This window comes from Pseudomonas bananamidigenes (assembly GCF_001679645.1).
GTDB classification, from domain to species: Bacteria; Pseudomonadota; Gammaproteobacteria; order Pseudomonadales; family Pseudomonadaceae; genus Aquipseudomonas; species Aquipseudomonas bananamidigenes.
Genome location: NZ_LRUN01000004.1, coordinates 26,763 through 40,395 on the forward strand (window position 1 = coordinate 26,763; position 13,633 = coordinate 40,395).

The 13,633-nt window shown below is 60.4% G+C and carries 14 protein-coding genes and 1 tRNA gene; 12 read left to right on the top strand and 3 right to left on the bottom strand.

From position 1 onward, the window contains the following. Positions 1 to 8 precede the first annotated feature (8 nt). From BBF94_RS02440 to BBF94_RS02450, 3 genes are read left to right on the top strand one after another with little or no spacing between them, the layout of a single operon-like run. Complete coding sequence (locus BBF94_RS02440; RefSeq protein WP_225875035.1) at positions 9 to 590, top strand: RNA polymerase sigma factor; 582 nt, start codon at positions 9 to 11, stop codon at positions 588 to 590. Beyond that, positions 587 to 1,198 (top strand): hypothetical protein, encoded by a 612-nt coding sequence (locus BBF94_RS02445; protein ID WP_065257470.1) that lies wholly within the window; start codon positions 587 to 589, stop codon positions 1,196 to 1,198. Before BBF94_RS02440 ends, BBF94_RS02445 begins: the two co-directional genes overlap by 4 nt. 20 nt (positions 1,199 to 1,218) lie before the next feature. Continuing rightward, entirely contained in the window at positions 1,219 to 1,488 is a 270-nt protein-coding gene (locus tag BBF94_RS02450; RefSeq protein WP_225875033.1) for a hypothetical protein, read from the top strand. A gap of 65 nt (positions 1,489 to 1,553) precedes the next feature. Here the strand turns inward: BBF94_RS02450 and BBF94_RS02455 are convergent. After that, positions 1,554 to 1,630 (bottom strand) — tRNA-Arg (locus BBF94_RS02455). Between the two features lie 199 nt (positions 1,631 to 1,829). On the opposite strand from BBF94_RS02455, the gene BBF94_RS02460 reads away from it, so the two are divergent. The 6 genes from BBF94_RS02460 to BBF94_RS02485 all read left to right on the top strand — a co-directional run bounded on the left by BBF94_RS02460 (position 1,830) and on the right by BBF94_RS02485 (position 7,536). Then, entirely contained in the window at positions 1,830 to 2,057 is a 228-nt protein-coding gene (locus BBF94_RS02460; RefSeq protein WP_065257472.1) for a RebB family R body protein, read from the top strand. After that, the gene (locus tag BBF94_RS02465) at positions 2,057 to 2,596 is read left to right on the top strand and encodes a hypothetical protein (RefSeq protein ID WP_065257473.1); all 540 of its coding nucleotides are present in this window, start codon (positions 2,057 to 2,059) and stop codon (positions 2,594 to 2,596) included. The genes BBF94_RS02460 and BBF94_RS02465 overlap by 1 nt, the downstream gene beginning before the upstream one ends. Positions 2,597 to 2,639: 43 nt before the next feature. Continuing rightward, positions 2,640 to 2,957, top strand: coding sequence for a RebB family R body protein (locus BBF94_RS02470; protein WP_065257474.1), 318 nt, complete (start codon positions 2,640 to 2,642; stop codon positions 2,955 to 2,957). Between the two features lie 319 nt (positions 2,958 to 3,276). Beyond that, positions 3,277 to 4,719: an NADP-dependent succinate-semialdehyde dehydrogenase gene (gabD, locus tag BBF94_RS02475; protein ID WP_065257475.1), complete on the top strand. Its 1,443-nt coding sequence runs from the start codon at positions 3,277 to 3,279 to the stop codon at positions 4,717 to 4,719. A 184-nt stretch (positions 4,720 to 4,903) separates the two neighbouring features. Continuing rightward, positions 4,904 to 6,184, top strand: a complete 1,281-nt coding sequence (gabT, locus tag BBF94_RS02480) for a 4-aminobutyrate--2-oxoglutarate transaminase (protein WP_065257476.1) — start codon at positions 4,904 to 4,906, stop codon at positions 6,182 to 6,184. A gap of 140 nt (positions 6,185 to 6,324) precedes the next feature. Continuing rightward, the gene (locus BBF94_RS02485; RefSeq protein WP_065257477.1) at positions 6,325 to 7,536 is read left to right on the top strand and encodes a response regulator; all 1,212 of its coding nucleotides are present in this window, start codon (positions 6,325 to 6,327) and stop codon (positions 7,534 to 7,536) included. 60 nt (positions 7,537 to 7,596) lie between these two features. Here the strand turns inward: BBF94_RS02485 and BBF94_RS02490 are convergent, their stop codons facing one another. Then, entirely contained in the window at positions 7,597 to 8,586 is a 990-nt protein-coding gene (locus tag BBF94_RS02490) for a GGDEF domain-containing protein (RefSeq protein ID WP_065257478.1), read from the bottom strand. Positions 8,587 to 8,813: 227 nt separating this feature from the next. After that, positions 8,814 to 9,992: a delta-9 fatty acid desaturase DesA gene (desA, locus tag BBF94_RS02495; protein ID WP_065257479.1), complete on the bottom strand. Its 1,179-nt coding sequence runs from the start codon at positions 9,990 to 9,992 to the stop codon at positions 8,814 to 8,816. Between the two features lie 147 nt (positions 9,993 to 10,139). Here desA and dibA point away from each other — a divergent pair, with 147 nt between their 5' ends. The 3 genes from dibA to BBF94_RS02510 all read left to right on the top strand — a co-directional run bounded on the left by dibA (position 10,140) and on the right by BBF94_RS02510 (position 13,584). Further along, positions 10,140 to 12,059, top strand: a complete 1,920-nt coding sequence (gene dibA, locus BBF94_RS02500; protein WP_065257480.1) for a phosphodiesterase DibA — start codon at positions 10,140 to 10,142, stop codon at positions 12,057 to 12,059. A 189-nt stretch (positions 12,060 to 12,248) separates the two neighbouring features. Beyond that, entirely contained in the window at positions 12,249 to 12,431 is a 183-nt protein-coding gene (oscA, locus tag BBF94_RS02505) for a sulfur starvation response protein OscA (protein ID WP_065257481.1), read from the top strand. 139 nt (positions 12,432 to 12,570) lie between these two features. Continuing rightward, positions 12,571 to 13,584, top strand: coding sequence for a sulfate ABC transporter substrate-binding protein (locus BBF94_RS02510; RefSeq protein WP_065257482.1), 1,014 nt, complete (start codon positions 12,571 to 12,573; stop codon positions 13,582 to 13,584). The last annotated feature ends 49 nt before the right edge of the window (positions 13,585 to 13,633 follow it).

A 13,633-nucleotide genomic window follows, 5' to 3' on the forward strand; every position in this document is an offset into this window, starting at 1 on the left:
TCAGCCAGCTGTTTGCCAGCGCCGACAACCTTGAGGCCAGCAGCGACGAATCGTTGCTGGCCCGTTATCGCGAGGGCGAGGGCAAGGCGTTCGAAATCCTCTATGCCCGGCATCGCCAGAGTCTGTACCGGTTTCTGCTCGGTTTGAGCGGCAAGCCGGAGCTGGCCGAAGAGGTGTATCAGGAAACCTGGCTGAGCCTGATCCGCAGTGACAGTCAGCCACAAGGCCGGGCGACTTTTCGTACCTGGCTGTTCCAGATTGCCCGCAATCGCCTGATCGACCATTGGCGCAAGCACGGTACCCGGCAACCGCTGCACGACAGCTACGACGAGCAGACCCATGCGGTCAGTGATGATGCGAGCGACCCCGAGCAACTGTTGAGCCTGAGCCGCGATAGCCAACGCCTCGACTGCGCGCTGCAAGCCTTGCCTGCCGAGCAGCGTGAAGTGTTCCTGCTGCGTGCCCAGGGCGATCTCGATCTGGCGCAAATCGCCAGTCTTACCGAAACACCGCTGGAAACCGTCAAGAGCCGCTTGCGCTACGCCCAGCAAAAACTGCGTCGGCTGCTGGCCGAGGAGGTACTGACATGACGGACATTCGCCAGACACCCGAGGAGCAAGTACTCAAGCACTTTCGCGAGCAACAGGACGGCGAACCGCCGGCGAATCTCGATGCGTTGATTCTCGATGCCGCGCATCGCCAGGCTTCGGTGCCCAAAGCAAACCTGTGGCAACGCTGGCTCAGGATCTGCCAGACACCGCGCTACCAGGTGGCCTTCGCCAGTCTGGTCGGCATTGCGTTGATGCTGTCGTTGGTGCAACGCGCTCCGGAACCCGAGGCCCGTTACGATGTTGCCCCTGCCGCCAGACCGGCTGCACCGTTGGCTCGCAAGGAAACCACGGACGCCCGGAAATTATCGGCTCCCACGGGCGCGCTGTCCGCACCCGCGCCTGCTCCGATGGCGGAAATGGCTGCGCCGATGCAAAGCGAATCGATCAGCGCCGACAGGGCAGAAGAAGCGAAAGCCAGCAAACGCGCCGCCGCCCCGGCCAATGGCCTGGATGAGCAACTGCGCGAAGTCATTCGCCTGCGCGAATCCGGTCAATCACAGGCGGCGGATACGCTGTACAACAATCTGCACAAGCGTTACCCGAGCGTGAATCTGGACCTGCGTCTGGAACAAATTCGCCAGAACTGACCGGTTGATCGTCCAGCCATTTGGCATTGCCCTGCAAAAACGCGCACTATCGGGGCATTGCCGATGCGCTGGAGGATGCCGTGGCCCAAAAAATCGACCGCATCGCCCAAATGCTCAACTGCCCGGTGAAGGGTGAGGAACTGCGGCGGGCAGTGACGGAGAGTCGCAAGGAGTTTCTTCTGGCCAGGCAGGCTGAGGAAGATCCGGAGGACGACGTTCTCGATGAGGAGTGGATCGAGGACGGAGAAGACGATGATGAGTACGACGAGTTTGACTGGACGACGGAGTGAGTCGTCAGTCGGCAGACACAAAAAAGCCCCGGGCCTTGCAGTCCGGGGCTTTTTCGTTCTGTTCATGGCGCACCAGGCGGGATTCGAACCCACGACCCCTGCCTTCGGAGGGCAGTACTCTATCCAGCTGAGCTACTGGTGCAGCGGGCGACATCATACCTAGGTCGGCTCGGGGCGTCCATGCCGGTTTTTGCCGGGCCATTGTCAGTGTTTGTGTCGGGTCCGGGGCGCATTCCAAAAGGCTGTAACGTCCTGCAAAACGCTCTCGTGGCAGTTTGGCGCAGCTGTTCTATTGTTTTCCTGCGGCGGGTTTCTCGATCGCCTTACTCAGGGAGAACAGCATGAGCGTCGTCAATCCTCAAATCACCGACTCCGTCACCCAGTCGAACGTACAGGTCGTCGGTTGCGCACCGGCCACGGCCATCGCCACGCTGACCCAGGTCACCGGCCATGCGGTCAGTCTGGCGCTGCAGAACGCGGTCAGCCATCAGCAAGCGATGAATATCATCGGTAATGCAACGGTTGCAGCCGCCGTGCAGCAGATTCTGTCGGTGGGAGGGCGATCCTGATGGCCGGGGAAAACGCGCAGGGCGAAAACGTGGAGCAACCGACAGTCGACCCTGCCGCCGCAGCGACGGCGTTGCTCGAGTCGCTCAATGAGCACTTGCTCAAGCAATCGGCCGATGGCGTGGGCGCCGAAGCCTTGAACCGCCAGATTGTCGAAGCGGTGAACCTGCTCAATGCTCAGCTTGCTTCCCATGCGCCCGCCCTGGCGCAGTTGGGGTCGGAACTGCTGGTCCGACAGGCCAGCGGGTTGGTGGCGCAATCGGCGGCGAGTTATTTCGACGGAGTTACCAAACTCGCCCTGGCCTCGCAAGGCGTGCTGCTGCGCAAGATGACCGAGAGCATCATCGAGGACGACCTCGATGCCGCCACCGAAAGTGCGCTTGGCGCCTTGAATACCCATCTTCTGGTGGGTGGCGCTGCGGCGGTGGCCGCGGCGAGCGGCGTGCTGGACGCCGACGGAGTGAACCAGGCTCTCGAGCGAATCGATCAGAGCATCGCCCGGTTCAACGTCAGTCATCCTGAGCGTACCTCGGGCGCCTGAGCAATATTTGCAACATCCACTGTCCCTTGAAAGGAGTCGGAAGATGGCAACCGTGAATGATCAGATTACCGATGCGGTCACCCAGAGCAGCGTCAAGGTTGTCGCCGAGGCGCCAGCCATGGCGATGGGCAGCGTCTACCAGAGCATGGCGCATTCGACCGGCATTCTGTTCGAGAACGCTGTCAGCGCCCAGCAGCAACAGAACACCCTGGGGCAGGCGGCGACCAACCAGGGTGTGATGCAGATCTACAGCCTGGATACCACGGCGAGTGCCGGTGCGACGGAAAAAGTGGGGCAGACCGGGGTTGCCGACAACCTGACCAGCCTGTTGACGGTTCTCCAGTCGTTTCAGAACAAGTAGTCATTACGCCTCGTCCCCTGCCGTTCGGCGCCGGCAGGGAACGTCAACGCATGCACGCTGATCCGAAATGTTCAGCAATAGCGGTGTTTTTGTTCTTTTTTTCGAACGACCTATTGTCCTTTACCCCCTTTGATCCTAGGATCCGTTTGAGATTTCAAACGCTCTTTGATCGGGTACCGAGCCGCACGTGTTTGCAACCGTGCACCATTGAGGTGCTCCAGCCCGTTGAATGATTTCCCTGACGGCAGCCTTGCGAGGCGCCTTTCTACAATCATAATTTTGCTCCGCGCTGGTCGCGGTGCTGTTAAGGAAAGCCGACATGCAGCTTAAAGACACCCAGTTGTTCCGCCAGCAAGCCTTCATCGATGGCGCTTGGGTCGACGCGGACAACGGTCAGACGATCAAGGTCAACAACCCGGCCACCGGCGAAATCCTTGGCACCGTGCCAAAGATGGGCGCTGCCGAAACCCGCCGTGCCATCGAGGCTGCCGACAAGGCCTTGCCGGCCTGGCGCGCACTGACCGCCAAGGAACGTGCAGGCAAACTGCGTCGCTGGTTCGAACTGATCATCGAGAACCAGGACGACCTGGCTCGCCTGATGACCCTCGAACAAGGCAAGCCGCTGGCCGAAGCCAAGGGTGAAATCGTTTACGCCGCTTCGTTCATCGAGTGGTTCGCCGAAGAAGCCAAGCGTATCTACGGTGACGTGATTCCAGGCCACCAGCCTGACAAGCGCCTGATCGTGATCAAACAACCGATCGGCGTGACCGCCGCCATCACCCCGTGGAACTTCCCGGCGGCAATGATTACCCGTAAAGCGGGCCCTGCGCTGGCCGCCGGTTGCACCATGGTGCTCAAGCCTGCTTCGCAAACCCCGTTCTCCGCTTTCGCCCTGGCCGAACTGGCCCAGCGCGCCGGTATCCCCAAAGGTGTTTTCAGCGTGGTGTCCGGCAGTGCCGGCGACATCGGCAGCGAGCTGACCGGCAACCCGATCGTGCGCAAACTGTCCTTCACCGGTTCGACCGAAATCGGTCGTCAGCTGATGTCGGAATGCGCCAACGACATCAAGAAAGTCTCCCTGGAGCTGGGCGGCAACGCGCCGTTCATCGTGTTCGACGACGCGGATCTGGATAAGGCCGTCGAAGGCGCGATCATTTCCAAATACCGCAACAACGGTCAGACCTGCGTCTGCGCCAACCGTCTGTACATTCAGGATTCGGTCTACGACGCTTTCGCCGAGAAACTGAAAGCGGCCGTCGCCAAGCTGAAGATCGGCAACGGTCTGGAAGAGGGCACAACAACCGGCCCGCTGATCGACGAGAAAGCCGTGGCCAAGGTGCAGGAGCACATCGCTGACGCGGTAGGCAAAGGCGCTACCGTGCTGGCCGGTGGCAAGCAAATGGAAGGCAACTTCTTCGAGCCGACCATCCTGACCAACGTGCCGAAAGACGCGGCTGTGGCCAAGGAAGAGACCTTCGGCCCGCTGGCGCCACTGTTCCGCTTCAAAGACGAAGCGGAAGTGATCGCGATGTCGAACGACACCGAATTCGGTCTGGCTTCCTACTTCTACGCTCGCGACCTGGGCCGTGTGTTCCGTGTGGCGGAAGCCCTGGAATACGGCATGGTCGGCGTCAATACCGGGCTGATCTCCAACGAAGTCGCGCCGTTCGGCGGCATCAAGGCCTCCGGCCTGGGCCGTGAAGGCTCCAAGTACGGCATCGAGGATTACCTGGAAATCAAATACCTCTGCCTGGGCATCTGAGCCCGGTAGAAGATCGCTGTAAACGCAAAGGGCACGAGAGCGCTGTCCCTTTGCGTCGTTTCAAACCGGAATTTTCTCTGCGGCCGGGAACGCCGTGGCAGTCGATCATCGCATGCTGTCACCGCCAATCCTTGCGCTTAATCCTTGAACCACGCCGCCCGATGAGCGGTGAATGAGGACTGTAATGAGCAAGACTAACGCTGACTTGATGGCCCGTCGTACCGCTGCTGTTCCACGCGGTGTCGGCCAGATTCACCCGATCTTCGCCGATTCTGCGAAGAATGCGACCGTGACCGACGTCGAAGGTCGCGAGTTCATCGACTTCGCCGGCGGTATCGCCGTGCTGAACACCGGCCACGTGCACCCGAAAGTCATCGCCGCCGTGACCGAGCAACTGAACAAGCTGACCCACACCTGCTTCCAGGTTCTGGCCTACGAACCGTATGTCGAGCTGTGCGAAAAAATCAACGCACGCGTGCCGGGCCACTTCGCCAAGAAAACCCTGCTGGTGACCACCGGTTCCGAAGCCGTCGAAAACGCCGTGAAGATCGCCCGTGCCGCCACTGGCCGCGCCGGCGTGATCGCTTTCACCGGTGCCTACCACGGTCGTACCATGATGACCCTGGGTCTGACCGGTAAAGTCGTACCTTACTCGGCCGGCATGGGCCTGATGCCAGGCGGCATCTTCCGCGCGCTGTACCCGAACGAACTGCACGGCGTGAGCATCGACGATTCGATCGCTTCGATCGAGCGCATCTTCAAGAACGACGCCGAGCCGAAAGACATTGCCGCGATCATCATCGAGCCTGTTCAGGGTGAAGGTGGTTTCTACGTTGCGCCCAAGGAATTCATGAAGCGTCTGCGTGCCCTGTGCGACCAGCACGGCATTCTGCTGATCGCTGACGAAGTGCAGACCGGCGCCGGCCGTACCGGCACGTTCTTCGCCATGGAACAGATGGGCGTTGCCGCCGATCTGACCACGTTCGCCAAATCCATCGCTGGTGGCTTCCCGCTGGCCGGTGTGTGCGGCAAGGCCGAATACATGGACGCCATCGCGCCAGGCGGTCTGGGCGGCACCTACGCCGGTAGCCCGATCGCTTGCGCTGCGGCCCTGGCCGTGATGGAAGTGTTCGAAGAAGAGAAACTGCTGGATCGCTGCAAGGCTGTCGGTGAGCGTCTGGTAACCGGTCTGAAGGGTATCCAGGCCAAGTATCCGAAAGTCATCGGTGAAGTGCGTGCCCTGGGTGCGATGATTGCCGTCGAGCTGTTCGAAAATGGCGACAGCCACAAGCCGAACCCGACCGCAGTCGCTGCCATTGTGGCCAAGGCGCGTGAAAAGGGCCTGATCCTGCTGTCCTGCGGCACTTACGGCAACGTACTGCGCGTACTGGTTCCGCTGACCTCGCCGGATGAGCAGCTGGACAAAGGTCTGGCGATCATCGAAGAGTGCTTCTCGGAACTGTAAGTCCGGGTACTGTGTGATCGGTTCAACAAAAACCCGCTTCGGCGGGTTTTTTTACGCCTGTTGAAACACATCCTGTGCGTTCGGGCTGTATCGAAGCGCCAGCATTGGCTAAGGTTGAAGCATTGCAAGGGAGGGCGAGCATGTCAGCCGTCGAATTACCCGCTGTACCCCGAGTCCTGATTGCCGAGGCCGATCCGTGGTCCCGCGACTTGCTCAAACAGGTTCTGCTGAACGTGCGCTGCGATGCGCGGCTGGATCTGTGCGCCGATGGCCAGGAGGCGATGTCTCTGCTCAGTGAAGTGCCTTATGACCTGGCCATCGTCGACTGGGAGTTGCCCGGCGTCGATGGCTTGAACGTGTTGCGCAGTGTCCGCCAGCGCAAACGCAATCCGCCGCTGCCCTTCATTCTGATGAGCAGTCGCAACGACAGCGCCAGTGTGCGTGAAGCCCTGCCGCTGGCGCCGACGGCCTACCTGGCCAAACCCCTGAACATGGAAAACCTCACCGAGCGCCTGCAAGGGTTGCTGCTCGATGCCGGCCAGGAAGTGTTCTGCGAAGTGCCTGCATTGGCGCCGGGCATGACCTTGTCGGTATTCCTTGAGCGTCGCCGTGAGCAGGCCGATGGCGCACCGCTGATGACTGACGTGCAGTTGGCGGTCAAGCGCAGTCTCCATCCCGACGGGCTTGATCTGAAACTGCTGGAAGAGGAAATCCGCACCGATCCGCAAATCACGGCGGTGTTGATCGCCGCCGCCAACAGCGCTGCGCAACATCATGGTGCCGCGGTACAGACGCTGGCCCAGGCGCTGCATCGTCTGGGCACCGGGCAGAGCATGAACCTGATTCTCGGCCTGGCCCTCAAGCGCAGCGCCAGGCTCAGCGATCCGTGCCTCGCGGACTACGCCGAGCGCTATTGGGGACTGTCGCTGCACACCGCCGAATATGCGCGCACCCTGGCACGTCTGCTCGACCTCGATCAGGAGCGCTGCTATTGCGCGGGAATGTTGCATCGTCTCGGTGATCTGGCGTTGTTGCGCTGTCTGCAAGAGTGGAAGCAGGCGGGCGGCGAGCTGGACGAGCTGGAGGAAATCGGCGATGCGCTGGCCGAATTCGGTGCGGCGTACGGCTCGGCGCTGCGTACCCGCTGGCGCCTGCCGCTGGAGTTGCGCGAGTTGATTGCCTCGGTCTATCAGCTCGGTGGCGGGGTCTACTCACGCGAAGCGCTGGTGATGAACATGGCGGCGCAGATGGCGCGGCTGACCGAGCATGAGGGCGTAGAAGAACTGGCGAAGAGCCGCACGGCGCGATTGCTGAAGATTGGGTTGCCGGAGCTGACGCGGATGCGCAAATAACCTGCGGAAGCGGGCAAGCCCGGCTTCCACAGGGTTTTGTGTCGAGTCGAAAAACCGGTGTCAGGCCGAGATGATCCTGTTCTTGCCCTGACGCTTGGCTTCATACATCGCCGCATCGGCCCGGGCGAACAGGGCGTCGAGATTCTCGTCTTCCGGGGTGAGGCTGGTCAGGCCCTGGCTGACCGTGATGCCGAACGCCTGTTCACCCTGGCTGAAACTCAGACGCTGAATTTCCCGTTGCAGACGCTCGGCCACTTGCATCGCCATGTCCGGCGCACAGCCTGGAAACACTGCTGCGAATTCCTCGCCTCCAATCCGTCCGAACAGGTCACCCCGGCGCAATGAGGCACGTCCGCATTCAGCAATCCGTTGCAGAACGTTGTCGCCTTCCGGATGGCCATGGGTGTCGTTGATCACCTTGAAATCATCGATGTCCAGCAGCAGGAACGCCAATGGCGCGCCCTGGAGGCGAGCCTCTTCAAACTCGCGATTGGCGCACTCGAAGAAGTGCCGGCGGTTGCTGCTCTGGGTCAGAACGTCAGTGGTGGCCAGGCGCTGCAGCTCGCTTTCCATCTGTTTCTTTTCGGTGATGTCTTCGGCGAGACCGACGATGATCACCGGTTGTTCCGGATCTTCCTGGCGGTTGATGAAGCACTTGTCGCTGATCCAGCGTACCTGGCCGTCGGCATCGATGATCCGGTATTCGCGGTCTTCCACTGCGCCCTTGTGCAGCACTTCGGCGAGGCTGCGTTCGGCATATTCGAGGTCTTCGGGGTAGATGCTGTCGCGCCACTGGTTGTAGTCGGCCAGTAACAGCGCAGCCGAGCGGCCGAAAATCCGCTCATAGGCGGGGCTGACGTACAGCACCTGACGGGTTTCCCAGTTGAAGGCCCAAAGCACGGCGTTGACACTGACCAGCAGCGAGCTGAACAACTGTTCGCGTTCGCTCAGGCGCGCGACTTCGCCCTGTGCGTGCATCAATGCCATCAAGGTTTGCGCGGCTTCTGGCCACTGGGGAGGGGACGAGTCTTTTTGATTGTTGTTGACCATCGACACGGATCTCAAAGGGCGTGCCGGGAAGTCGACAACGGCCACGGGATAGCCCGCCAGAGTGGCGAAGTGTCTTTGAGATAGGGGATCGCGGGTGAAGTTCCGCGCTTTCGTGGAGAGGGAGTTTGCTCCCGCCGGGCGGTAGTGACGACGTGTTCCGGAGAAAACACGTCGTCAGCTTTTGCGTTTGCTGTGCAGCCTTCGCGGGAGCAAGCTCCGCGCCACAATCAGGCAGGGCGTAGCGAGTAGGTTTTCAACTGATCGGCGAATTCACGCAGGGACTGGATACCACTGGCCTCCGCCTCGTGTACCCATTCCTTGATGGCCGCGAGCATGTCGTGGCCATTTGCGCTGGTCTTGACCCAGATCTGCTGCAGGGCCAGGCGTTTTTCGTAAATTACCTTCAGCGCCTGGCTGTGTTCGAGCATGTTCTGGATGCGTGCGTGATGACGATCCTCGAGCAGGCTGGTTTCACGGGAGAGCAGACGCTTGGCGCGGTGGAACTGGTGACGTACCGAATGATCTACCTTGGCCAGTTCCTGCTTGACCAGCGGCCCGATCACCAGCTTGCGGTACTGGGCCATGATCTGGAAACGGTTGTTGAGGATCGCCATGGCGGTGTCCATGTCGAGACTGCCCTTGCCTGCCACGCGGTGAGCGATCGGAGCGACCCGTTGTACCCTGGCCAGGCGCAGGAAACAGAAAACCTTGATCCAGGCCCAGCCGAGGTCGAACTCCCACTTTCTGACCGACAGTTTGGCCGAGTTGGGGTACGTATGGTGGTTGTTGTGCAGCTCTTCGCCACCGATCAGGATGCCCCACGGCACCAGATTGGTCGCGGCATCGCGGCATTCGAAGTTGCGGTAGCCGACGGCGTGGCCGAGGCCGTTGACCACGCCGGCGGCCCAGACCGGGATCCACATCATCTGGATCGCCCAGATGGTGATGCCGATGGTGCCGAACAGCATCAGGTCGACGACCGCCATGAGCGCCACGCCCAGCAGGCGATAGCGGCTGTAGAGGTTGCGTTCGATCCAGTCTTCCGGGCAGTTCTTGCCGTAGATGCGCAGGGTCTCGGGGTTCTGCGCTTCTTCGCGGTACAGCTCGGCACCTTTGCGCAGCACCGTGGACAGACCTTTGACGACCGGACTGTGCGGGTCATCCTCGGTTTCGCACTTGGCGTGGTGCTTGCGATGGATGGCGGTCCACTCGCGGGTGTTCTGTGCGGTGGTCAGCCACAGCCAGAAACGGAAAAAATGCTTCAGTCCGGCATTCAACTCCAGAGAGCGATGGGCCGAGTAGCGGTGCAAATAGACCGTGACGGCAACAATCGTCACGTGGGTCATCAGCAGGGTCACGGCGACCAGCGACCAGGCCGACAAGCCAAGAAAACCTTCGTACCACATAGGCTATAGGGCCCTCGATAGAGAAAAAACAGCCGTTGCATTATCACCAAGCACACAGATAAAACCAGTCGCCCTTTCAGATAAGAGATGGCTGGATGTTTCTTGACCTATAATCCCGACATTTTTTGTAGGGACATGGACGGCCGAATGTCTGCCACATACCGCGATGCCTTGCGTGCAGCGCTGCTTTACCTGGTTCTTGCCGTTGTCTGGCTGCAAGGAACTGGCTATTTATTGAACAGTTTCTTCGATAGCTCTGCTGATCTGGTGCGTTGGCAACTGATCAACGGTTATGTCTTTGTGGCGCTCAGTGCCGGGCTGATCTTCCTCGCCCGGGCGCGCCTGTTCGAATGTCTGGGCATCGGTGCCCGGTTGCGCGAGCGTCAGGCCGATCGCGAACGCCTGCGCCAGGCCGCCGCGGTGTTCGACTGCACCCGCGAGGGCGTGCTGGTCACGGATCGACAGGGCCTGATCGTGCACGTCAATCGAGCCTTCATGGAAATCACCGGTTATCAGTACGACGAAGTGCTTGGCCGTCAGCCCAGCCTCTTCAAGTCCGGGCACCATCCGCCGGGGTTCTATCAGGCGATGTTCGCCACCTTGCAGGCGCAGGATGAATGGAGTGGCGAGATCTGGAACCGGCGCAAGAGCGGGGAGATTTATCCACAGTGGCAAACCATCCGGGTGATTCGCGACGATAATGGCCGCCTCAGTCACTACGTGGCAGTGTTTTCCGACATCAGTGCGATCAAGGACTCCGAGCATGAACTCAAGCACCTTGCCCACCACGACCCGTTGACCGACCTGCCCAACCGTTTGCTGTTCAGTGACCGCGCCGAACAGGCACTGGCTTCGGCGCAGACCCACAAGCGTGGTTGCGCGCTGCTGATGATCGATCTGGACCACTTCAAACTGATCAACGACAGCCTCGGCCACAACATCGGAGATCGCCTGCTCAAGTCGGTCGCCGTGCGTTTGCAGGCGCTGTTCGGGTCAGGCATCACGCTGGCGCGCCTGGGCGGCGACGAGTTCGCGGTGCTGATGGAAAGTTGTCCACAGCCTGCGCAGGCCGCAGCCCTGGCCCAACGCATTCTCGATGCCCTCAAGGAGCCGTTCTGCCTCGACGGCCACGAATTGTTCATTAACGCCAGCCTCGGTATCAGTCTGTTTCCCAGCGATGCCTTGAGTGCCGAGCAACTGCTGCGCAATGCCGATGCGGCGTTGTTCAAGGCCAAGAGCAGCGGCCGAAACGGCTATGCGCTGTACACCGAAGAACTGACCGCCCACGCCCAGCAACGTGTCGAGATTGCCTTCGAATTGCGTCGAGCGTTGGAGCAACAGGAGCTACGTGTCTACTACCAACCGGTTCACGACCTGCAGACCAGCCGCCTGGTAGGTGTCGAGGCCTTGGTGCGTTGGGAGCACCCACAGCGTGGCCTTGTGTCTCCCGCGGAATTCATTCCGATTGCCGAACGCACCGGGATGATCTCGGAAATCGATGCCTGGGTGATGCAGCAGGCCTGTCGGCAGATGTGCCAATGGCAGCAGGCCGGAGTGGTGCTGTCGTTTGTTGCGGTGAATGTGTCGTCGCGATTGTTTGCGCGCCGCGAGTTGTATCAACAGGTGGCAAAGGTGCTGCATGACACCGGGCTTGATCCAGCGTATCTGGAGCTGGAAGTCACCGAAAGCGCAGTCATGGATGACCCGGAAGTGGCACTGGAGCAGATGCATCGTCTGCGCGAGCTGGGCATTCGTCTGGCCATCGATGATTTCGGCACGGGATATTCGTCGCTTTTGCGGCTCAAACGCCTGCCGGTGCAGAAGCTCAAGATCGATCAAGGCTTTGTCGCCGGCCTGCCCTGGGACGAAGACGATGCCGCGATTGTCCGGGTGATCATCGCTTTGGCCCGGAGCATGGGCATGCAGGTGCATGCCGAGGGTATTGAACAGCCTGAGCAGGCGGCGTTTTTGCTCGAACAGGCATGCGATCTGGGACAGGGCTACTGGTTCGGGCGGCCGGTGCCTGAAGCTCAGATCGACTGGGCCAGAGCGCCGGCAATCGGCTGAAGGGTATGCGCAGCGGGTTTGCGAACGGGCAAATCCGCCGCAAACCCTTGCTGTATCACATAATGTTTTCCAGTTATATAAACATTCTTAAATAGTCTTTTTAAGAATATCTGCGCCTCTCTTATATTGCTCCCACGCCGAACGCAGTGCCGCCACTGCCAGGCATATCCCATACAAAGGAGCAGCACCATGAGCGCATCCCTGCGTAGCGTTGACGGTCAGGACGAAACCACCATCCTGCGTGAAATCCAGAGCGCCTTGCGCGACCTGCGTTTCGGCGCGGTGGAGATCACTGTGCACAACGCCCAAGTCGTCCAGATCGAACGCAAAGAGAAATTCCGTCTGCAGCAACCGGGCAACAAATCGGGCTGAACGCAAAAAGATCCCAGCCTGCGCCCGCTCTTGCCGGGGATCAATGCAAGAGCGGGCGCAGGCGGTGATCTTTAGAGGCAACCCGATTTTCGAAATCCATAAGAAAAAGCCACCACCAAGAATTCCAGGAGCTTTCACCATGTCGTCGATTCGCCGTTACGCTTTGGCCGCTCTGGCCAGTGCCGTGTTTGCCGGTTCTGCAGTTGCCAAGGATTACGAGCTGCTCAACGTGTCGTATGACCCGACCCGCGAGCTGTACCAGGACTACAACGCCGAATTCGTGAAGTACTGGCAGGCAGAACATGCCGGCGACACCGTGAAAATCCAGCAATCCCACGGAGGTTCGGGCAAGCAGGGCCGTGCGGTGATCGACGGTCTGCGCGCCGACGTCGTGACCCTGGCGCTGGCCGGCGACATCGACGAAATCGCCAAGCTCGGCAAGACCCTGCCGGCCGACTGGCAGAAGCGTTTGCCGGACGCCAGCACTCCGTACACCTCGACCATCGTGTTTCTGGTGCGCAAGGGCAACCCGAAAGGTATCAAGGACTGGGGTGACCTGATCAAGAACGATGTATCGGTAATCACGCCGAATCCGAAAACCTCCGGCGGTGCGCGCTGGAACTTCCTCGCGGCGTGGGCCTACGGCCTCAAAGCCAACGGCGGCAACGAAGCGAAAGCCAAGGAATATGTACAGACCCTGTTCAAGCACGTTCCGGTGCTGGACACCGGCGCCCGTGGCTCGACCATCACCTTCGTCAACAACGGCCAGGGTGACGTGTTGCTGGCCTGGGAAAACGAAGCCTTCCTGGCGCTGAAAGAGGACGGCGGCAAGGACAAGTTCGACATCGTCGTGCCTTCGCTGTCGATCCTCGCCGAACCACCGGTGGCCGTGGTCGACAAGAACGCCGAGAAGAAGGGCAACGAGCAGATCGCCGAAGCCTACCTCAAGCACCTGTACAGCCCGGCCGGCCAGGAAATCGCGGCGAAGAACTTCTACCGCCCGCGTGACAAGGACGTGGCCGCCAAGTACGCCCAGCAGTTCCCGAAACTGGAACTGGTGACCATCGACAAGGACTTCGGCGGCTGGAAAACCGCACAACCGAAATTCTTCAACGACGGTGGCGTGTTCGACCAGATCTATCAGGCGCAGTAATCTCGAATGAAACGAGCCTGATGCTCAGGCACAAAACATGTGGGAGCGA